Annotated in this window: 15 protein-coding genes; 6 read left to right on the top strand and 9 right to left on the bottom strand. The window is 48.9% G+C overall.

The genetic code is table 11. The features are described from left to right. From D515_RS24180 to D515_RS24195, 4 genes are all read right to left on the bottom strand, one after another. On the bottom strand, positions 1 to 921 hold the full coding sequence (locus tag D515_RS24180; protein ID WP_002542582.1) for a carbohydrate ABC transporter permease: 921 nt from the start codon (positions 919 to 921) through the stop codon (positions 1 to 3). Positions 922 to 981: 60 nt separating this feature from the next. Next, positions 982 to 2,244, bottom strand: coding sequence for an ABC transporter substrate-binding protein (locus tag D515_RS24185; protein WP_002542583.1), 1,263 nt, complete (start codon positions 2,242 to 2,244; stop codon positions 982 to 984). A 29-nt stretch (positions 2,245 to 2,273) separates the two neighbouring features. Next, entirely contained in the window at positions 2,274 to 2,633 is a 360-nt protein-coding gene (locus D515_RS24190) for a hypothetical protein (RefSeq protein WP_239644016.1), read from the bottom strand. 414 nt (positions 2,634 to 3,047) lie between these two features. Continuing rightward, complete coding sequence (locus D515_RS24195) at positions 3,048 to 5,030, bottom strand: replication initiator protein RctB domain-containing protein (RefSeq protein ID WP_002542585.1); 1,983 nt, start codon at positions 5,028 to 5,030, stop codon at positions 3,048 to 3,050. A gap of 1,341 nt (positions 5,031 to 6,371) precedes the next feature. On the opposite strand from D515_RS24195, the gene D515_RS24205 reads away from it, so the two are divergent. The 6 genes from D515_RS24205 to D515_RS24230 all read left to right on the top strand — a co-directional run bounded on the left by D515_RS24205 (position 6,372) and on the right by D515_RS24230 (position 14,013). Then, positions 6,372 to 7,580 (top strand): AAA family ATPase, encoded by a 1,209-nt coding sequence (locus D515_RS24205; protein WP_002542587.1) that lies wholly within the window; start codon positions 6,372 to 6,374, stop codon positions 7,578 to 7,580. A gap of 3 nt (positions 7,581 to 7,583) precedes the next feature. Then, positions 7,584 to 8,552: a ParB/RepB/Spo0J family partition protein gene (locus D515_RS24210; protein ID WP_002542588.1), complete on the top strand. Its 969-nt coding sequence runs from the start codon at positions 7,584 to 7,586 to the stop codon at positions 8,550 to 8,552. A gap of 133 nt (positions 8,553 to 8,685) precedes the next feature. Beyond that, on the top strand, positions 8,686 to 10,731 hold the full coding sequence (locus D515_RS24215) for a tRNA(Met) cytidine acetyltransferase TmcA (protein WP_002542589.1): 2,046 nt from the start codon (positions 8,686 to 8,688) through the stop codon (positions 10,729 to 10,731). A 9-nt stretch (positions 10,732 to 10,740) separates the two neighbouring features. Continuing rightward, positions 10,741 to 11,493: a phosphatase gene (locus D515_RS24220; RefSeq protein WP_002542590.1), complete on the top strand. Its 753-nt coding sequence runs from the start codon at positions 10,741 to 10,743 to the stop codon at positions 11,491 to 11,493. 186 nt (positions 11,494 to 11,679) lie between these two features. Then, on the top strand, positions 11,680 to 12,063 hold the full coding sequence (locus D515_RS24225; protein WP_002542591.1) for a PilZ domain-containing protein: 384 nt from the start codon (positions 11,680 to 11,682) through the stop codon (positions 12,061 to 12,063). Between the two features lie 285 nt (positions 12,064 to 12,348). Beyond that, complete coding sequence (locus D515_RS24230) at positions 12,349 to 14,013, top strand: DUF342 domain-containing protein (RefSeq protein ID WP_002542592.1); 1,665 nt, start codon at positions 12,349 to 12,351, stop codon at positions 14,011 to 14,013. Between the two features lie 384 nt (positions 14,014 to 14,397). On the opposite strand, the gene D515_RS24235 is transcribed toward D515_RS24230, so the two are convergent. Genes D515_RS24235 through D515_RS24255 form a run of 5 tightly spaced genes read right to left on the bottom strand, consistent with a single transcriptional unit; the run spans position 14,398 to position 21,047 of the window. Further along, entirely contained in the window at positions 14,398 to 16,515 is a 2,118-nt protein-coding gene (locus tag D515_RS24235; protein WP_002542593.1) for a type I secretion system permease/ATPase, read from the bottom strand. Continuing rightward, positions 16,508 to 18,439, bottom strand: coding sequence for a bifunctional diguanylate cyclase/phosphodiesterase (locus D515_RS24240; RefSeq protein WP_039850651.1), 1,932 nt, complete (start codon positions 18,437 to 18,439; stop codon positions 16,508 to 16,510). Before D515_RS24240 ends, D515_RS24235 begins: the two co-directional genes overlap by 8 nt. 6 nt (positions 18,440 to 18,445) lie before the next feature. After that, positions 18,446 to 19,114 carry a transglutaminase-like cysteine peptidase gene (locus tag D515_RS24245; RefSeq protein WP_039850648.1) on the bottom strand — a complete coding sequence of 223 codons (669 nt, stop codon included), beginning with the start codon at positions 19,112 to 19,114 and terminating at the stop codon, positions 18,446 to 18,448. A gap of 16 nt (positions 19,115 to 19,130) precedes the next feature. Next, the gene (locus D515_RS24250) at positions 19,131 to 19,724 is read right to left on the bottom strand and encodes an OmpA family protein (protein WP_002542596.1); all 594 of its coding nucleotides are present in this window, start codon (positions 19,722 to 19,724) and stop codon (positions 19,131 to 19,133) included. Positions 19,725 to 19,727: 3 nt separating this feature from the next. Continuing rightward, on the bottom strand, positions 19,728 to 21,047 hold the full coding sequence (locus D515_RS24255; protein WP_039850649.1) for a TolC family outer membrane protein: 1,320 nt from the start codon (positions 21,045 to 21,047) through the stop codon (positions 19,728 to 19,730). Positions 21,048 to 21,054: the final 7 nt, after the last annotated feature.

Below are 21,054 nucleotides of genomic sequence, written 5' to 3' on the forward strand. Positions count from 1 at the left end.
TCAGTTGCCCTCGTTCATGCTTTTACGCCCAACGTAGAGATAGGCAATGGTGCAGAGCGCGACGATCAGGAACAGCAGCGTGGAAGCGGCTGAGCCATAACCGACGTCCTGAAAGTCTACGAGGTTCTGTCTTGCGTACACAGACATCGACATGGTGGCTTCGTTGGAAGGTGTGAGCACATAGATAAGGTCGAACACCCTCAGCGCATCAAGGGCACGGAAAACCACAGCAACCATAACCGCAGGCATAATGAGTGGCAGAGTGACTTTGAAGAAGACTTTGACCGGATGGATACCGTCAATCTTGGCGGCTTCGTAGCAATCAGACGGCAGCATCTGCAAGGCAGCAAGCACCAGCAGGGCCATAAACGGTGTGGTCTTCCACACGTCTACCGCGATCACCACATTGAGCGAGAGATCAGAATCCGCCGTCCAGGCGAGTGGCGCAGCAATCAACCCCAAGGTCATCAGAAAGTCATTGATGATCCCAAACTGATCATGAAGCATCCAGCCCCACATTTTGGCGGAGACAATCGTTGGGATAGCCCACGGTACCAGTACCGCGGCACGAACCAATCCCTGCCCTTTGAACTTGGTATTAAGCACCAGAGCGACCACGATCCCGAATACTGTCTCCAGGCTTACAGACACGATGGTGAAATACAGGGTATTCCACACCGCCTGCCACCAGGTGGGATCAAACAAGATGCCGTAAAATTCGCCGTCTTCGTAGATAAAGTAGTTATCCAAGCCAATGAATTCCGCTACCCCACTGCCATCCAAAGTGGCATTGGTCATACTGAACCAGAAGGTTCTCAGTAACGGCCACCCTGCCACCATGGCAAGGGTGATCATCATAGGCGTCAGAAACCACCAGGCGGCGCGAACGCGCTTACGCGTGAGTGCGCTGGTCTGTTCCATACAATTTTCCTCTGGAAGCGGCTGTCAGGCGCTTAGGGAGCCTGACAGCCAGATCAACACTTACCAACGACCGTTGCGACTGATGCGCTTAAGATCTTTGTTGAGTTTGGTCAGCGCAGCATCGGCATCTTTGTTGCCGGAGAGCACGCTGTGTGTTGCGTTCCAGAAGGCGTTCGACACCTGGTTATATTTCGCACCCGTTTGCGTTGAAGGACGGGGGGTGCCGTTGGCGAAGGTGTTGTAGAGGCTACCGAAGAAAGGCGCCGCAGCCAGGACTTCTTCATCCTGATAAAGCGTTTCGATAGTCGGATTGTATGAGCCTTTGATCGCTCGGCGTTTTTGCTCATTGAACGAGGTCAGGAACATCACCAGGCTCGCTGCAACCTCCGGACTCTCTGAGTATTTTGATACGGATAACTGCCAGCCACCCAAAGTACCAGCATGGCGACCTTCTTCACCGCCTTTTGGCAGTGCAACCACCCCAATCTTACCTTTCACTGGCGAGTCATCACTGTTACCCAGAGACCAGGCATAAGGCCAGTTTCGCATAAAGACTGCATTGCCGGTCTGGAACACGCCACGGGCTTCTTCTTCACCATAGTTGAGCACACCAGGTGGAGAGATGGTGTCCACCCACCCTGCTGCTGTGGTCAGAGCCTGTTTGGCATTGTCGTTATTGATAGTGACTTTGCCTTCTTCATCCACGATGGTACCGCCGTTGTATGAGGCTACCCATTCCAGTGCGTCACAGGTCAGGCCTTCATAAGCGCGGCCTTGCCAAACGAAACCCCACATCTTGTCATTGCCCGCTTCCCGTTCACCTTTTTGCACTTTCTCAGCAGTCGCGGTCAACTGCTCCCATGTAGTAGGTGGCTGCTCACCGTATTTTTCCAGCAGATCGGTCCGGTAATAGAGCACACCCGCATCAGTAAACCACGGCATTGCGACAAGACGGCCTTTCACCGTATTGTTCGCTACAATCGATGGGAAATGCGCTTCCTCATCACCGTTGGAGTACTGTTTCAAATCGATAAAGTGATTGCCGAGGATCCCCGGCCAGATGACATCAATTTGGAACACATCAATGTCTTTGGCACCCGCAGCCAGCAGCTGTTGGTAAAGCGCCAGGCGCTCAGTGGTTGAGTTTGGAGTGGTAACAATTTTAACGGTGTGTCCGGTTTCTTTCTCCCACGCGGATACGCCTTCCTGACAAAGCTCCAACTCCTGTCCGACAGCGCCGCAGGAAATGGAAATGGTTTCAGCATAAGCGCTCACGCTCAGCAAACTTGAAGCAACGACGGCTCCGAAGATAGCACGTTTCATGAAAAACTCCCTGTCGCGTCATCCCGGGTTTACCCGTGTTTTTCTCCCCGCCAGCGAGAGGTCGGCACTTCCAGTTCGTTTGCATTGGCAGAAGGCGCGGCGTCATTGGACGAAGAGAAATCCGGGTTGGATTTTCGACCTATCAACCATCCAACAGGAACAGAGGTGTACAGTGAGTTATCGAGCAATACGCGCTGTGTTGTCGACGTGTCGCCCTGTGACAGGGCTTTGTCAGATCGCTCGGCGATTTTCAGAACCTGATGCCAGTTTTCAAAACCCTGCAGGCGTGCGACCACGTCCAGCGCTTGCATGTGAGAACACTGCAATTGGCGCTTTTGCATTTTGGCCTGTCGCTTGAAGGCTTTGATGTCTGAATCAGTCAGGATCATGGATGTCACTGTGTTCCCTTAGGATCATTGACCGGTGAAAATACGCACGCAACGGCCCACTCGTAGCCCGCATCCCTTCCGGGTGACAACCAATTTCTTAGAAGTATTTTAGGAAGTAGATATTGCGTTAGCTTTGCCATCGTGGGCGGCCAGCCGATATCTGCGGCAGTTAGATAAACGCTAGCATTGCGATTACATATTTGCAACAGGTGGAAATGTGACTGACCGTGCATTACCGACATCTGCCGAAATGCTGGACAAAAAAAACGAGCCAGAAGGCTCGTCAAAGGGTTAGCAAATCAATGCATCGGGCGAACCCAGATGCCAATAGGACAAAGGTATCTATTCGTAGATAATCCTAGACGGCATCGAAGGTTGGCATGTCAGAATTTTGTCAATAAAGGGTGAATTTTTCTATACACCCGACGCAACTTCGTCCAAAACAGCAAGCACAGCGCTGTCTAAATGACCGTCATAAACTTGACGACAAACCTTGCGTCGTACCGCCAAGCCAGAGATCAAGCGCTCGATAGACAGGTGTTTATCTTGCTGCTGGCTGTTGTAGAACTCGATCGTTTTACTCAATGTTTCGTAAGAGAGGATGTCGCCGTCTACGCGCAAATAATCAAGCTTATCCATGTAGGACTGGCACTCTTCTGCGATAGTGGCCGCGGGGTGTCCTGTCATGGCGGACAACGCCGTAATGCCGCGTTGCATCGCTTCCTGTGACGTGTACTTCGACAAGGTGATCGTCAACTCATCGGCATTGATTTCCACCAGGTGCTTACGCAACTTCACGCGTCGACCCAAACGGCCGCCACGCTTTTCCTTACGCTGGATAGGCTCAAACTCGCCATCAATGATCTCGGAAAGCTGATCAAGGTCCTGCTTCGGCAAGATCTCATTACGCAGCGGGTTTGGCATGGTCGGCGCAAGCGATCGTTTCCCTTCGTTGTAGGTCTTGGCACGGGAGAAACGGATCACTTCATCCACGTTGCACTTGATGTCAATGCGATAGTCCGGATGCTTCTTGTCGTCATCCAACCGGTAAAGCGTCAGGTGATAACCATACAGATTTACGGCAAACACGCCGTCGGCGATCGTTTCCTTCTTCGCCATCTTACGAAGCTCACGGATCAGATCACTCGAAAAACGCCGCCATTCGATGTTTCTCGCCATTTTCTGGTTCAAGTCGCTCAATGTCATGGAATCTTCCAATCGACGCGACATACGGCTTCTGAAGAGGCTGTAGAGCTGGAATACCAGAGTATGCTGGCGCAAAATCTCTGGCGGGAACAGGAAGAAGTAATCACGTGTCATCAATTCTTCAAAAAACGATGGCTCCCAAACCATGATATAGAGATTCGGTTTGATACGGATCTCACCATCCTCCCCTTCCCTTGGTGCTTCTTCCGATGCGGTGATCGTGCGGGCGATAAACCGGAAGCGATCACTCTTGAAACCTTCCGGCATGTTTTCGCTAAGCCAACGCCCGGTCAATTCGTGAAGTTGAAAATCGGTAAATTCAATACGATCAATACTTTCCCGAATGGAATCACGGGCCGGTCCGCTGTCTTTCTTTCCGCGCAAAGAAAGGATATCCGTGATGTAAACCGGTGTTTTGTTACCCACTTTCTGGGTTTGCAATTCATAACTTGGCAGATGGTGATCGTGGTACTGCACCGTTAGGGTAAACAGCGCAAACAAGGTCATTAGATCGTCCACTGTCATGATCGATTTAGAGGATCGTGTCTCGATGATCGCTTTGGTGCCACTGATCGCCACCATAGATTTCTGGTAGCTTTTCTTGGTACGTGGGGGCGCCAAAGCCTGATCGATAATACCTGCCCAGCTGGTGGGAGAAATCAGGATCTGATCTTTTTCATCAGGCATGGTTGGCGGGGTGCCAAGACCGTGTTCATGCAGTAACTGCTTGTTCACGTGGTTTTGTGCCAACGCTTTGGAGCGCTTTTGTTTTGCGATGACTTTGGTTTTTTCGGATTGAAGGCCTGCAGAGCCCAAGACAGAAATCAGCTGGCTAGGGTTTACAAAGCGGTGCAGCATGGTTTTGCCCGCAAGACCTTCTTCAAAGCGTACGCCCTGTTGGGTAAACAGGCCAATCTGCACAGCGGCGCGCAGTCTTTGCTGTATAGCTGCACGGGTAAGTTGGCCATCTGTTGCTTCAACCAATTCTGTGGTTGAAACCAGACCATCTTTCGAAGAAAAGCCACGCAATGAAATGAGGTTGAGTAGTTCCAGAATACTTTTGGTGACACCTCTGAAGTGTTCATACTGTGGAAGCCAATCTACCAGTTGGCCGTGAACTTCAAACAGGTGACCGTCTTTGTGGGATCGAGGGGCTGTGATCAATATTTTTTCAGAGGGACTTGAGGCCATTCGCCACAGCTCCTTGTTAAGCCAATGTGTTATAAGAATACAGATGCCCGTAATTACGCCATCTTTCCGAAAAGATTAAAAGAAAAAATGAAAGAAAGAAAGATCTTTTTGTAGAGGCTTTTAAACTGATCTTTTTGATTTAAATAGATCTAATTGATTATATGATCTTATGATCCGGGCAAGGAGATGGTCGTAACTCATTGTTATTATTGAAAATAAACTTCACCCCTCTCGAAACAATGATCAGGGTGTCCTTGGAAAGATGATCAATAAAGCATTGAAAGCATGATCATTATAAGGCCGAAACGATGATCATCAATGAATCGAAAGTGTGATCATCGAATGTCCAAAAGCATGATCATGGTACTTTCACAACTTATCCACAGCGGTTTTTCTATACATGGTGAAAACTCGCTGTTTTGAACACTCCTATCCCCCTTTTCTATTCGGAAAAATGATCAGGGGAGCGTGTTTTCGACATCGTTTTGTCCCAATTTACGTGTTCAGCACTGATATTGCGTCCCCCGCATACTGGGTATCTGTTCAGTTGAACTGACATTAGACGTATTTTAGCCGTTCCTATATATGTGTCCGGTAATCGAAACGATGATCAAGTGAGTGTTTGTGCATTTTGGATGAGACTGGGCTGAGCCCCGGCTCTTGCCATTTAAGGCTTAACGTCATTGATTTTTTGGAGAAAGCCAGTATTGAAAAGGCATCAGCCGTAATTTGGCGCCACGTTGTCATCGTTCCGGTACTTCAACTTGATGATCAATATGCGGAATGTTACTTGATCATCTTTTCGGAAAATGACGATCCGATCGCCCAACTCTTTGGCGAATTATTCCTCTGATTTTCACCTTGATCATTTTTCCTATTCAGTACTCTGCGATTGAAAGCATGATCAAGGATGAGCAGAGGATTTACATCATTCCAATAACGTTTCCATCTTCAACTTGATCATGCTTCCGAAACGATGATCAAGAAGAGATGCAATAGCGTGACTCTGTCGACCAGAATCAGGTATTCAATCTGAAATCAGCGAACACTTATGTTGAAATAACATCGACCGTAAATTAGACGTATCTTTTCAGCGTTCCGGTGCTTTTAGCTTATTATTGCTTTTTAATTCAGGTTTACATTGTAAAAGGGTGACACTGTAACACTTTAAATCTGAGTGTTTAGACCTGTCATAAGTCACAATTTATTTGTGCGATTTTTCATCATCTTGACATAAAGTGAGCAAGATCTTAATTATTTTGCAGTATGTTCAGCTATTTATTGTGCGTGATGTATTTTGCTGTACAATTTGTTTAATTCTCTTTTATGGCGAAAAGAAAAATGAATAGGGAAAAGACAATAGAAAACCTGCAAACTATTGCAGAGCAAACAAAGCAGGTTCAAGCGGACCGTATTGAAATCGTGATGGAGGAACGTCACGATCAACTGTTTCCACCTATGTCAAAAGCATTGATGGAAACACGTTCAGGTTTGACACGTCGTAAATTGGATGAAGCCATTGGCCGTATGGAAGAGTCTGGCCATCAGTTCACTAAAAACAATGCGAACCACTACTCCATCACACTGGATGAAGCTCATCAGATCATGGAAGCCGCGAAAATCCCTGCTTTCCATGAAGGCAAAGGTGCTGGCTACAAACCTTGGGTCATCAATATTCAAAACCAGAAGGGTGGTACCGGTAAGTCAATGAGTGCCGTTCATATGGCTGCTTGCATGGCACTGAACCTTGAAAAACGCTACCGCATCTGTCTGATTGACTTGGATCCACAGGGTTCGCTTCGTCTTTTCCTGAACCCTCAGATCAGCATTACTGAGCAGGAAGGTATCTATTCTGCTGTGGATGTGATGTTAGATAACACGCCACAGACACCTGACAAAGAGTTCATGATGAAGAACGTACTGCTTCCTACGCAGTACCCAAATCTGAAGACGATTGCTGCGTTCCCTGAAGATGCTATGTTCAACGCTGAAGCGTGGCAGAGCCTGGCGACCAATGGCTCGCTGGACATTGTCCAGTTGCTGAAAGAGAAAGTGATCGATGTGATTGCCGATGAGTTTGACGTCATCATGATTGATACGGGTCCACATATCGACCCGCTGGTCTGGAATGCCATGTATGCTTCAAATGCGCTGCTGATCCCTTGTGCAGCAAAGCGTCTGGACTGGGCTTCTACCGTTAACTTCTTCCAGCATTTGCCAACCGTGTACGAAATGTTCCCAGAGGATTGGCCGGGTCTTGAGTTTGTACGCCTGGTGCCTACTATGTTTGAAGATGACAACAAGAAGCAGGTCTCGGTGCTGACAGAAATGAACTATCTGCTTGGTGATCAGGTTATGATGGCGACGATTCCACGTAGCCGAGCATTTGAAACCTGTGCCGATACTTACAGCACAGTATTTGATCTCACTGCCCAAGACTTTGAGGGTGGTAAAAAGACCCTATCAACGGCGCAGGAAGCGGTTCATCGTGCCGGGCTGGAGCTGGAGCGGGTGCTTCACAGCCATTGGTCGCAGCGAAACCAGGAGTGATAAATGGCTATTAAAACGTCAGAACTGAATGCGCGTCTGTTTGGTAAAGCGGATAAACGTCGCGCTACCTCGGCTCAGGAAGCGCAAAAAGCCGCTTCTGATAAAGCAGCGGTGATTGAACTTTCTGTTGCCGGTGAAGCCACTGTGGAATTTGAACTGGTGCGTGTGGCAGCAGCGGATGTCGCTAACCGCACATCCGTGTTCTCGGAAAACGCTCGTGAGCAATCTTTCCTCAATGAACTCGCCCTACAAGATATTCTCACCACGCTGAAAGATCGTGGTCAGCAATATCCTGCTGTCGGTCGTTGGCTGGAAGGCGGCAAGATTGAAGTACTGGACGGTAGCCGCCGTCGAATGTCCTGTATTCTCGCCAAGCAAGACTTCCTGATTTATGTCGCTAAAGGCATCAACAGCAAGCATGCGAAATTCCTGTCGGATGTGGCCAATGCGCACAAACCGCTGTCGCTTTATGAGCGTGGTAAAGAGATGCAGGCCATGCTGGATCGCGGTGATGTGCTTGATCAGAAAGAGTTAGCGAAGGTTTGTCAGTGCAGTGAAGCGCTGGTCAGTGGCGCATTGAAAGCCGCTGCGCTTCCTTTATCACTGCTACAAGCTTACCCAAGTGTCGCTGAACTGGGCCGCCCTACCATCGTTAAGCTGCACAAGCTTTACTTCTCTTTGACGGATGAAGAAAAAGCGGCGTTGGATGCCAAATTTGAAGGTACGCCGGTTTGGCAAACCGTTGAAGCGACGGGGGTGAGCCGTATTACCCGCGAGGTGACCTTGGTTTTGGAGCAATGGTGCGACTCGCTGAAACCAAAAGCGACGAAACCTGAAGCGCCGGCAATTGATTTGATCAAAGGCCGCGCAAGCTACCGCCGAAAAGGTGATGCGATTTCAATTAATCTGAAAAAGCTTAATGATGAAGACGCTGATGCCATTCTGGCGTTTATCAAGTCCCGTCTTGCGTAATTTGATAACGACACTAAAACGCGCCTCTCGGCGCGTTTTTTTTCTTCGATTTAGAGCAACCACATTTTAACTCTCTCTCCGCTATCGTATTTCCGTTATCATTGATGGGTATTCATTGATAAACGAAAAGATTGTGACCACTGATCCTCTTCAATTACTGCAGATACTTAAAGACAAGGCAAAATCAGGCTTTGCCAGATTTCCGGTTTTTCTCTCGGGAGACGAAACGTTCTTAAAGGAAATGCTTTCTGCCTGTGACTTAGATTCGGTGATAAGTGATGAATTGAAGGGGGTAGATGCCTTTCCCTGGAGCAAAGCCAAGAAGCTGTTAGGGCAGGAAACCGGGACTCTTGCTCTCGATCTTCGGCAAGGTTTGGACGTCGATAAGCTTTGTGCTGCCGCAGGAAGCGTGCGAGGTGGTGCTTTATTGCTTTTGATCGTGGACGAAGAAAGTGCAATTCGTAGCCGTTTTTATCAACGTTTTCTCCGTTTTGGGGCGCACCCTTCTGCTGCGTTTCTCCGTCAGCACGGCGAATCATCGTTGCCAAGGATGGATGTCACTATCGCAAAGTGCAAAGGGATTGATGCGAACACTGGGACGACCGAATCTCAGAAAATGGCAATTGATGCCATAGAGAAGGTATTGAAAGGACATCGCCGTCGCCCTGCGCTTTTGGTGGCTGACCGTGGACGGGGTAAATCATCAGCAATGGGTATCGCAGCCTCTGAAGTGATGAGTCAGGCCAAAAAACAAGTCGTCGTGACTTCTCCAACCTTTTCGAATGTTGAAACTCTATTTTCGCATGCAGCGGAAAGAGGAGGGCTGGCTAAGAAGGGACGGTTTTCACTTGTGTCAGACTACGGTAGCGAACTTTCCTTTGTCGCGCCTGATGCCTTGCTTCGAGATAAACCGCCATGCGACCTTCTTTTGGTTGATGAAGCCGCCGCGATTCCCCTTCCTATGTTGTCGAAAATTTTGAAAGGCTTTAGCCGAGTTGTCTTTTCTTCGACGGAACATGGTTATGAAGGTACCGGCCGTGCGTTCAGCACCCGCTTTAGAAATATGCTAAATGCCGAGGCTAAAGGGTGGCGTGAAGTCTGTCTTACAGAGCCGGTCCGCTGGGCTGAGAATGACCCTCTTGAGTTGTGGCTGTTCAGCGCATTTTTGTTTGATGCAGAGCCTTTATTGCCTAATACATCGGAGCAGGCTGTCACCATCAGACCTCTTGATGCGGATAACCTTGCCAATGATGAAAACACGTTAAAACAGCTGTTCTCTTTATTGGTGACTGCTCATTACCAAACCTCACCCAATGATTTGGTTCAGCTGCTTGATGGCCAAGACCAGCATATGATTGGTGCATACTGTGGCAACATTTTAGTCGGGGCGCTACTGGCATCAAAAGAAGGGGGCTTTGAGCGTGAATTGGCACAAGCTGTCGTCGATGGCAAACGCCGTCTCAAGGGACATCTCCTTGCACAAAGTCTTTCCACCCACACTGGGAACGTTGAGGTACTGACAAGTGCTCTTCTTCGCATTGTTCGTATTGCCGTGTTACCGGAGTTCAGGAATAGGGGTATTGGCAAGCAGTTAATCGGCGAGTTAGAAGAAGTGGCAGCCATAGAAAACATCCAGATCGTTGGTACCAGTTTTGGCGCCAACTATGGACTTTGGCTGTTCTGGTCTTCATTGGGGTATCAGCCTTTGCGGTTGGGTGTACAAAGAGATGCTGCGAGCGGTACCTACTCGCTTCAAATGGCAAAGCCAATTCAACACAAACCTGATTGGTTCGATGGCATTCAGCACTTGTTCTATCTCAACCTGAGTTATCAGATGGCTGAACAGTTTTCGGACATGGATACGGTGTTGATCCCTGCTTTGCTATCAGGCGCAGATGTCGTCCCGACGCCTTCAGAAACTGCACTTCACCAGGTTCGTCTTTTTGCACAGGGTAATCTGGGATACGATTTAGTCACGGGAAGTTTATGGCAATGGTTCATGCATCGGCTTGCCTCTAAGCCTGCAGAGAATAAACCTGACGAAATGCGTTCACTGATGATTGCACGCCTTCTCCAACGACAGTCTTGGGCTGATGTCGCAGAAGAGTTCGGCTTTCGTGGACGCAAAGATACAGAATCAGCAATGCGTGATTGGACTCGTCAGCAGTTGGCACAATAAGGACATACAATGAAACTCGTCGTTGATACCCACACCCATACTCTTGCTAGCGGGCATGCCTACAGCACCATTTTAGAGAATGCTGCACACGCCAAGGAGGTAGGTTTAAGCCATCTTTGTGTGACGGACCATGCCAGCTCTATGCCTGGCGCGCCACATCACTGGCATTTTGTTAATCAAAGGGTGATCCCTGATCACCTTAACAATGTGCGTATTCTTCGTGGCGTAGAAGCCAACATTATGAATGCCGATGGCGAATTAGATATGCCGACTTATGTTTATGCTGGGATGGAGTGGGTTAATGCCAGCTTGCATGAGGCGGTTTTTCGGGCTCAATCTAAAGAGGCGCATACCCAAGCAATGATTCGCGCGATGGAAACTCAGTTAATTGATGCCATTGCACACCCGGGAAATCCAAATTATCCCATTGATGCAGAGGCTGTGGTTGATGCTGCCGTTCAACATGGTGTGGCTATCGAGCTAAACAATTCCTCTTTGAATGGCTCGCGTAAAGGCAGTGAACCGTTCTGCCTTACTATTGCTGAACTTGCGAAGGAGAAAGGGGCTTATGTCTCGACGGGATCAGATGCGCATTTCGCCTTAGACATTGGTAACCTTTCCAGCGTACAGAGAATCATTGAACAAGTCGGTCTTTCAGAAGAGCAAGTCATCACGTCAAAAGCAGAACGTTTCGAGACATTCCAACGTCGTCGATTTGCAATCAGGCAAAGACGTGTCGAAGAACTCTCTCAGAGAGCATAAATTTACACTGTAAATGAACGTGAAATTTCTCAGAGGTTTGGATAAGATTTATCTAACATTCAATACATTCAATGTATTGAATAGCAAATATACTTTGTACTCTGCTGCAGAGAAACTCAGTGCTTTACCATTAGTTGGCCGCTGAGCACAAAAGAGGGAAGAGGCTGATGTCGGGGAGGCAGTGTAATGAACGGTTATGAAAAACTCTGCGATACCCTGATTGAAAAATCAGGGGGAGAAGGTGAGTGCAAACGCTTCCAGGAAAGAATTGAACTTGGTGGCGGCGGTATTCACGCCCGCTTGTATGTTACGTCCCACCCCTTGGATGAACATGATGAAGAAGATTTTGGTCATCCCGTCGTTATTCGGGATATCAGTCGTAGTGGAATGGGATTGTTGACCCAGGAAAGTGTCGATATTGATGCCAATTACTTTTTGAAAGTTGTTGATATTCCTTCACTCAAAGGCACTCTGGTCTATTGTAACGATGAATCTGATGGTAAGTTTCGTTATGGTTTCAGCTTAGATGAATGGTTATCAGATGAAGAGCATCAGAAGCTATCTCCTTAGCATTCTGGATCGTTAACTTCCTGATTTAAAAGCACACTGAACCAGTGTGCTTTTTTTGTACTTCACAACGTAGGATTAAACTTTAATGAGAGGAGGGCAGAATAGCCAAAACTCTCTATAATTCATTTATATGACACAGGTATCTTAATTGAGTCAATCGTCATTAGTTTAATGAGATCTGATTCTAACTTGAGTGTTGTGGTGTTTCTTTTGAAGTGTTTCATCTAGGTAGAATACGAGTGTGATATTTGTTCGTAGTTTTAGTGTATTTATTTAGGGGATTACATGCTGCAACAGCTTTTGCGGCTGTCTAACGATGGTCGCAGGGTCTACATGACTGTAGTACCTAAGGCAGACCAAGACGCGCCCCAAATCGAAAAAAAGCATATCGTTGATTGGCTTATCCAACATAAAGTGGCCAGTTTCTTCCGCTTTGAGCAAACCATCGAAGCGGTGCTGGTCAAGATTAACGCTTCCACCGACGAGTGGAAGGGGGAGCCAGACGATGTCGTTGTTGCTGAACGTCGTGATGCGACGGTCAGCGCACGCTTTGACGATGAAAAAATGACGGCATTCCTGCGCGTCAATGGCGCGTGTGGTGGTAACCCCATCAAAGGCAATGATCTCCTTGCCGCGCTGAAAGCGTCCCAAATTGTGCGCGGTGTAAAGAAACAAACCCTACAAAAATTGCTCACCGCTTCGGCCCGTCTCAAGCCGGGCGAGTACCTCGAAGTGCCGATTGCCAACGGCAAATGGCCAATTCCCGGTGACGACTCCAAGCTTGCATATCTGGTTCAAGACAGCAAATCCCGCGTGCTCCGCCCTCAAGAGCGAGAAGATGGCACCGTTGATATGCGTGACTTGGGCAAAATGATCACGGTTCAAGAAGGGCAACCGCTAGCCAAGCGCATTCCACCGACAAAGGGGATTGAAGGTTTCCGTGTTACGGGCGAAGTCCTTCCGACCACGCCAGGTAATGATGTACCACTAAAGCTCTACCCAGGCAGTAAATTCAGCAGCAATGATGAAAATGTGATTGTAGCTGAAGTCGCAGGTTTACCGCTTTTGCACCCTGACGGTGTGGAAGTGGATAATGCCCTGTGTATGAAGTCGGTGACCGTCGCGACGGGCCACGTGGACTTTGAAGGCAGTGTCGTCATTAACGGTGACGTGAATGCAGGCATGAAGGTCAACGCGACGGGGTCAATTACTGTCGGTGGTGTGGTGGAATCTGCAACGCTAACGGCGGGTGGAGATATTATCATTCACAATGGTATTTTAGGCCGCCAGGTTCAATCCGAACAAGAGATCACCACCAGCTTGCAAGCCAAAGGCTCGATAGTGGCCAAGTTCGCTCAGTACGCCCGTATAGAAGCCAGAGGTGATATCAATATCAGCCAGCATGCGATGCATTGCCGCACATTTACAGAGAGCAATCTTGTCGTCTGTGATGCTAATAAACGGACGGGAACCTTAACGGGCGGTACGCATGTGGCCCAGTGTGGCGTGAAGGTGCTTACGCTTGGGGCAGCCTCCGGTGTCCATACCAATGTTCATGCCTTTACAGGCCTCAGTGATTTAATGGCAGACACGCTACACCTCTCTAAAGAGCTGGATCACGAGCATGAGCAGTTGATGAAGGTGAAAGACGCCGAGATGAAACTGCTTCAGCAACCGGCAAACAAGCGTCCTGAAGAACTTATTGAGCGTTTGGCGTGGACTAAAACGCATCACTTTGAACGCATTGCGGAAATCAAAGCTAAGATGGAAAACAGCTCCTCTGAGCTCAGTACCTTGTACCGCCGCTATGTGATTGAAGTGTATAAAAACTGCTTCCCAGGGGTTTATTGTCAGATTGGGGACACATCCGCCAACTTGGTGAACGAGTATGGTGCCTGTAAATTTGTCACAAATGGCAAAGAAGTCACGATTGAAAAATCTTCTTCCTGATGTGTATACCTAAACTTTAGGGGCTGTTGACCTTTGGTGATGATTTTTGCAGCAGTTTGCGGGGGTTTTATGCAAGGCAGAAGCTTCGATGTGTAGTAGCCTACATGAGACGCTGATAACGCAGCAGAAATTCCCCACAAACGCTGCCCGAAGGGTTCGACTGCGCGTCCCGTACTCTAAGCGTTTTATGCTTTGTTGAGGTGTATTTGCTTAGAATGACTAGGCGGCACACACCTCGCCGCGCCTAAAACGCTTATAGCGAGAACAAAATTTAACCACCAAAGATCAACAGCCCCTAGTTACCGTCATTTACACTGTAAAATGTCAGACACAAAAAAGCACCGATATCGGTGCTTTTTTGTTGTCTAGCAGGGACGGTTTTTATCATCCAACCTTCTGAATTTTTCCGTCTTTTAAAGCCTGCAATACGGCCAGTTTCGGGCCATCTGCCACTATGCTTCCCTGTTCGACCACAATGATGCGGTCAACGACATCCAGCATACCAGTTTTGTGTGTGTTGATGATCAGTGTTTCGTCCCGGCGAAGTGAAGACATTTGCTGCTTGATGTATTGCTCAGAGCGGTTATCCATAGCACTGGTCGGTTCATCCATCAAAAGCACTGGAGGACGACCCAACATGGCGCGGGCGATAGCAATAGATTGGCGTTGGCCGCCGGAAAGCTGATTGCCGCCTTCGCCCACCTGACGTTCAAGGCCTGCAGGATCTCGCTGCGTAAAGGTGGTGACGCCAGAACGGTTGGCGGCGTCAAGAATGTCTCTGTCGTCTGCCAATGGACGTCCTAGAGTAATGTTGTCACGGATAGAGCCAAAGAACAGTATAGGGTCCTGCGGGACACAGCCTATATTACGGCGTATGTCGATATTGTGGATTTGGCTGATGTCTGTCTCATCGATACGTACTGAACCCGCTGTAGGGCGATACAGGCCCATTAACAGTCGACTGAGTGTCGTCTTGCCTGAACCGATACGTCCGATAATAGCCACCTTCTCTCCGGGAAGGATAGTGAAGGAAATATCACGGAGTGCGGCCACTTCTGAATTGGGGTAGTTGAAGTTCACGCGGTCGAATTCAATCTTGCCACGGATAATAGGGCGGTGAATGTAGCGTTTCCCCTCTTCCTGTTCGGAAGGCATATCCATCAACTGGCTGATGATTTCCATGGCGGACTTGGCTTGATTGTAGCGCGTGGATAGCAAGGACAGTTGAACCATTGGACCTACGGCACGGGAACTCAACATGGTTGCCGCAATCAATCCACCCATGGTCAGGTCACCCGCAGAGATAAGGTACACACCAAACACTATCATCGAGACATTGACGAACTGTTGAATAAAGCCCGCGGCGTTTTGAACCGAGTCAGTCAGGCGGCGGGTTTTGATCCCCCAGTTTGCCATGTGTGCCACGGCTTCTTCCCAGCGATATTGGAACTGACTCTCAGCGCCAAATAGCTTGATGGTTTCCAAGCCCGCCAGACTTTCAATCAGGTTGGCGTTCTTTTGGGAAGACAGGCGAGAGCCTTCTTCAATGGTATGGCGTAATGGCTTTTGGATGATAGCGGCGTGGATCATCAAAATCAGCACAGCTGCGATGGGCACAATAACCAGAGGCCCAGCCACAATCCAGATGATAAACAGGAAGAAGAACGCAAAGGGTAAATCAATCAAGGCCGAGACAGAAGCAGAGGTAAAGAAATCCCGTATGGATTCGAACTCCTGCATATGGCGAGCAAAGGCACCGACAGAAGGCGGGCGTGCCTCCATGCGAATACCCATGACTTTCTCAAAGATTCTGGAAGAGATCAGTAAGTCCGATTTTTTCCCTGAGATATCGATGAAGTAACTTCGCAGCATCTTGAGCACAAGATCGAACAGGAAGATGACGAAGACCCCGGTGGCAAGAACCCAAAGTGAGTCAAACGCCAAATTAGGCACAATTTTGTCGTAGACGATGCGCGAAAAGAGTGGGGTGGCGATAGCAAAAGCGTTGATGAAAATGGAGGCTATCAGCACATCACGATAAATCGAGCGGGACTCCCAAAGGGTGCTCCAGAACCAGTGGCCCTGACGCTCTTTAAGAATTTCGGGAGATCGCTCGTCGTAGCGGAACTGTTTTTTCAGCAAGAAAACACGCCCAAGGTAATCCTCTTCCAGTTCGCTGATAGGGCGAACGGCAGGCGTGGTGTCGGTGAGCGGTTCAACCACTTCCGCTTCACCGGTTTCATGATTGATGCTTTGAAGCACACATGCTTGATTGTCCTTGAGTAACAAAACACAAGGACACAGCATCGGCGACAAATCTTTGAGCGCCTGGCGGCTTTCTTTGGCATCGATCCCCGCCCGCTCCGCAGCTCGGGGAAACAGGAAGGGGGAGAGGTATCCGTCAGAAATCGGCAAGCCGGACACTAACGCATCCGGCGAGTTTGATTGACCGAAGTATCGGCTGACGTAAACCAAAGATTGCAGCAGGGGGTCTTTAACCATGATTCTCTGATTTCTTCTCGAATATAAAGCCCTGGAAACCATTCACGAACAGCTCAGACAGTTTATTGAGCTGGGCTTCCGTTTCTACGCGCGTGGCGATGGTTGTGATATTCAGGTTGTGTGCCGTACGACATATTGAAGCTAGCACATGGCTTTGCGACTCGTCGTCGAGATTACTGGTGTAAGCAAAATCAATCTTCACGTATGAAGGTTTGAATTTATTCAGGTAATCCAGCGACTGGAAGTTTCGGCCATAGTTGTCCACACCGAACCCGAAGTTGAAGCGGTGCGCCGCCTCGGTCAGCAGGCTGACGTGATCCGGGAAGCGTACAAACACACTTTCCGGAATTTCGAAGAACAGGCGCCCCGCCATGTTGCGGTGCTTCTGCATCGTCGTAGTCAGCCAGCGAATGAAGGAAGCATTGGTGACACTGTTCTGGGTCAGGTTGATTGCGACCGGACCAAGGTTCGGGTCATCACCCAAACGATCAATCATGTGACTCACCACGTAGCGGTCGAATGACTCACCCAGTTCCAGTTGCTCAACAGCACCAAGGAAGTGCGCAGCGCCATAGTAGTCTTCACCTTTCTCAATTGCGGAGAAGACTTCCTGGTGAATAACTGTCTGATCACTGGATGAGGCTGACTGGAACTTGAACTTGAACCAGTCGTGCGCCATGGCATCAAGGATAAGTGATTTCCACTGCTGTTTACCCATCGAAGCATCATTCGCCGTTTGGTCAATCATAGAGATTGGGTGATTCGGCGTATTGCGTGCTTGAGTCAGGGCGTTATCTGCCTGCGCCAGCAAAACACTCGCATCGCGGTTATCTGAGCTGTTAACCGCGAGGCCGATAGCCACTTTCGGTGGAGTAATCCCCATTGGGTCATGCTGCATATCGTTCACGATAGCCATGATACTTTCACCGATAATTTGCAGATCTTCACCTGTGCTGTTCGGTGCCAGAATCACAAATTCGTCTTTCGAGATACGCGACGCAGTGCAGTCAGCATCGGTCAGGGTGGTGTTCAGCTTCTTGGCAAACTGACCAACAATGGTGTCACCTTGGGCAAAACCCTGATTGCGGTAGGTATCTGTGATCAGGTCAACTTTCACCATCACCAGACCACCGACGGCTGATTCTGCCAGCCAAGATTTAAGCTGGCCAACGAAGAAGCTACGGTTACCCAAACCAGAAACAGTATCACGGTAAGCGTGCTCACGCAGGCGGTCGGCTTCTTTGGCTTGTTGCTCAAAATACGCTTCGAGCTGGCTGCTCATTTGGTTTATGGCGCGAACCACGGTTTTCAGCTCGCGAGTCGGTGGCAATGGTATCGGTTCGCCAAACTTATTACGGGCAATTTCTTTTGCACGTTTGGTGATGGTATCAAGTGGTCGCAGTGAACGGCTGAGCTGTATGGCGATAATAAGCATCGCAATAACAAACAAAATACCTATCCATACACCCAGTTGAATGGTGGAACGCCACATTTCCTTGTAAGCGTAACCCGGGTGTGAAACCACGGTGACTTCTGCAAGCTGTAACCAGCCGCTGGTAAAGGTGCGTTCTTCCGTAATAACAGGGAAGAGTTCCAGGTTGGTATACCAGTCTGGCACGCCTTCTACATGTATCGGATATTCGCGGATAATTTCGCTGCCATCGGAGAGCATTTTCAGACGGACTTCCTGATAAAAACCGCCATCGAACAGTGCATTGATCACCGATTCCACAGCGACTTTATCGTCGTCTTCAAGATAAGGCGCGAGGGCAAGGCCCATCGAGTTAATGGTGTTATTTACCTCAGCCGATTGCTGAGTCAGCAGAAAATTACGAGTGGTGTTTAGCTCAATACCTGTCACTGCCAGAATCAGCAGGAAGAATATCGCCAACATCCATGTAAACAATTGCCGGTATAAAGTCATAGACATTTACCCATCATAGTTTTTGATCGGTCTGTTCAGCTTTACAGACCCCATGCGCGCCCGGAGATCGTTCCACAATCCCAGTCGCGATGATTTGCCTGCAAGCTCACCTTTACCACGTTCTTTCATGAGCCATAGCCTGCTACCGTTGAAGCTGTATACAGGAAGTAGGTCTCGTCGTTTTGAGGCCTTTTTAATTTCTGGGTCGATATTATCCAGTAGGACAGGCTCGGAGGAAGCAGTTGGGTAATAGGCAACAACCATATGGAATTGATTGAGTTTGATGGCTTTAACGTAAACAAGACGAAGCTTTTTATCGTCAATGCCGAGCTCTCTGAGCGTGAAGTATTTCGCGATACTGAAATCTTCACAGTCCCCTGCCGCGCTGCCAAGAAACTCCAATGGTGTCGCCCAATAGTCCTTCTTTCCCCACAAATCGATATCATTCACAAAATAGAGCTGGTTGAAGAAGTTATTCACTGCTTCAAGCTTTTGCGTTTCTGAAAGATCGGCAGACTGCGCGACAACATCACGCCATGCCGCGACTCGTTTTCCCGCTCTTTCGCCGTAAAATGACGCTACTTTGTTGATCCACTGACTGTCAGTATCACTCAGTGCGAATGTTACGATAGATGGCAACAGGAACATGAGGAGTAAGGTCGCCCGTTTTCGCATCAGGCAACCTCAGCCACTATTGTCCCCGCTGGGTAAAGATGGTCCATGCTTCCTTTATTTCCCCTTTAAATCCTTTCACGCGACCTACAACACGTCGATTCACAAGCTGTGTGGTTTCTGTGCTGTCGGCCAGCATGAGATCGCCTTCACCCAGGCCTACAATGGTGAGACGATCGACTGGAACGCCTCTTTCTATGAGCTGTGCTTGAACTGCTTTGGCACGTTGGACAGACAAGCCCCTGTTGTAGTCGTCAGACCCTGGAGAACTTGTATGTCCTTGAAGTTCTAGAAAGGTTTCGGGATAAAGCTTAAGGAATCCAGCCATTTTGTCCAGTGCTTCACGGTAAGCGGGTTCTACAATTGCAGAGTCGTTTGCAAACTGAATTCTTAATGAGTTGTCACTTTCAAGCAAAAGGTAGTTCGGGCACCCATCGTTATCGATGATTGCCACGTCTGGCGTGTTGTCACATAAATCGCGCGCGTTGATCACACCGTCACTATCATCGTCCAATAAATCGGCGCGTTGTTCAGCAAGAGGAGGTTGGTCAGCGGAAAGTGAGCAGCCGCCAATGGCAAGGAGAATGCTGCTGAATAGCAATACGTGTTTCATGGATTAACCTTCTTTGTCTATCACAGGTTCAAGCCATTCCTCCGGTACATCGACACGCAGCGCATCCAGCAGGGTGCCCATACTGTTGAGTACACGGTATTTGGCCGTAATGTTCGCGTAGTGCGCATCGAGATATGATCGCCTTGCCTCAAACAGTTCATTTTCAGTATTGAGCAGGTCCAGTAAGGTTCTGCGGCCAATTTTGAATTGCTTTTCGTAGGCGATAACGGTTTCAGACGCCGCATCTACGTGTTGTGCAAGATATTTCTTTTGTTGCTCGGTTAGCTGGTACGCGCTCCAGGCCAAGCGTGTACCCTCTCCCAAAAGTCGCGAGGCGTTGTCGAAAATGTCCTTCGACTTGTTCAATTGATACGCGCTGCGACGCATGTTGGCGGCATCGGTGCCACCGTTATATAGGTTGAATCGAACCCGCAGCATGGCGCTGAGCTCGTTCACTTCGTCTTCGACACCACCTGCTTCTTCACTCCAGCTCTGGCTGGCCTCGAAAGTAAACGATGGGTACATGTTGCCTTTGTTTTGTCGATACTGGGCACGTGCCGCATCGATGTCATAGGTCGCCAGTTTGACTACCGGATTGTTGGCAAAAGCCACTTCTAACGCTTCTGCTTGTGACTGGGGTAGATAGAGAGCATCTACCTCTGGGTCGACAGGGTCTTTGATGTCGACGCCGACAATTCTCAGGAATTCGGTTTGCGCGTCATCCATATTACTTCTGGCAGCCAGCATATTAGTGATAGAACGTGCAACACGTGCCTGAACCTGTGACAGGTCAGCAGTGGAACCAATGCCCGATTCTGCGCGCCGCTGAATGTCTGCCAGCATCTTTTCATGGACTTCGACATTGGCTTCAGACAATGAGAGAAGCTGTTTGGCAAGCAGCACAGCCACATAGGCTTCCGTCACTGCCAGCGACTTATCCTGCGCATCGGAGAGCAATTGATAGCGCTGCGCTTCCGCCTCAAACTCAGTGCGGTCGATGTTATCTCCGGTCTGTCCATCCCAGATGAGTTGGGTCAGGCTGATACTGGCGTCGCGACGGTTGAAGTCCATGTCACCACTGGCTTGGGTGGATGAGTTATCAATACGCTCATAACCTACGCCTGCATTGAGGTTGATGTCTGGCAGGTAGTCACCCGTGGCCGCATCAATGCCTTCCCTGTTACTCATGAAGTCATTAAATGCACTTTTCAGCTCTGGATCGGTGGCGATAGTGGTCGCGACGGCTTGTTCCACAGACATGGACCACGCAGGCGCACACAGTGAGCTGATGGCAGAAGCGATCAAAAGCTTTTTCCAGTTCAAAACACAT

The sequence above is a fragment of the Grimontia indica genome, from assembly GCF_000333895.2.
GTDB lineage: Bacteria > Pseudomonadota > Gammaproteobacteria > Enterobacterales > Vibrionaceae > Enterovibrio > Enterovibrio indicus.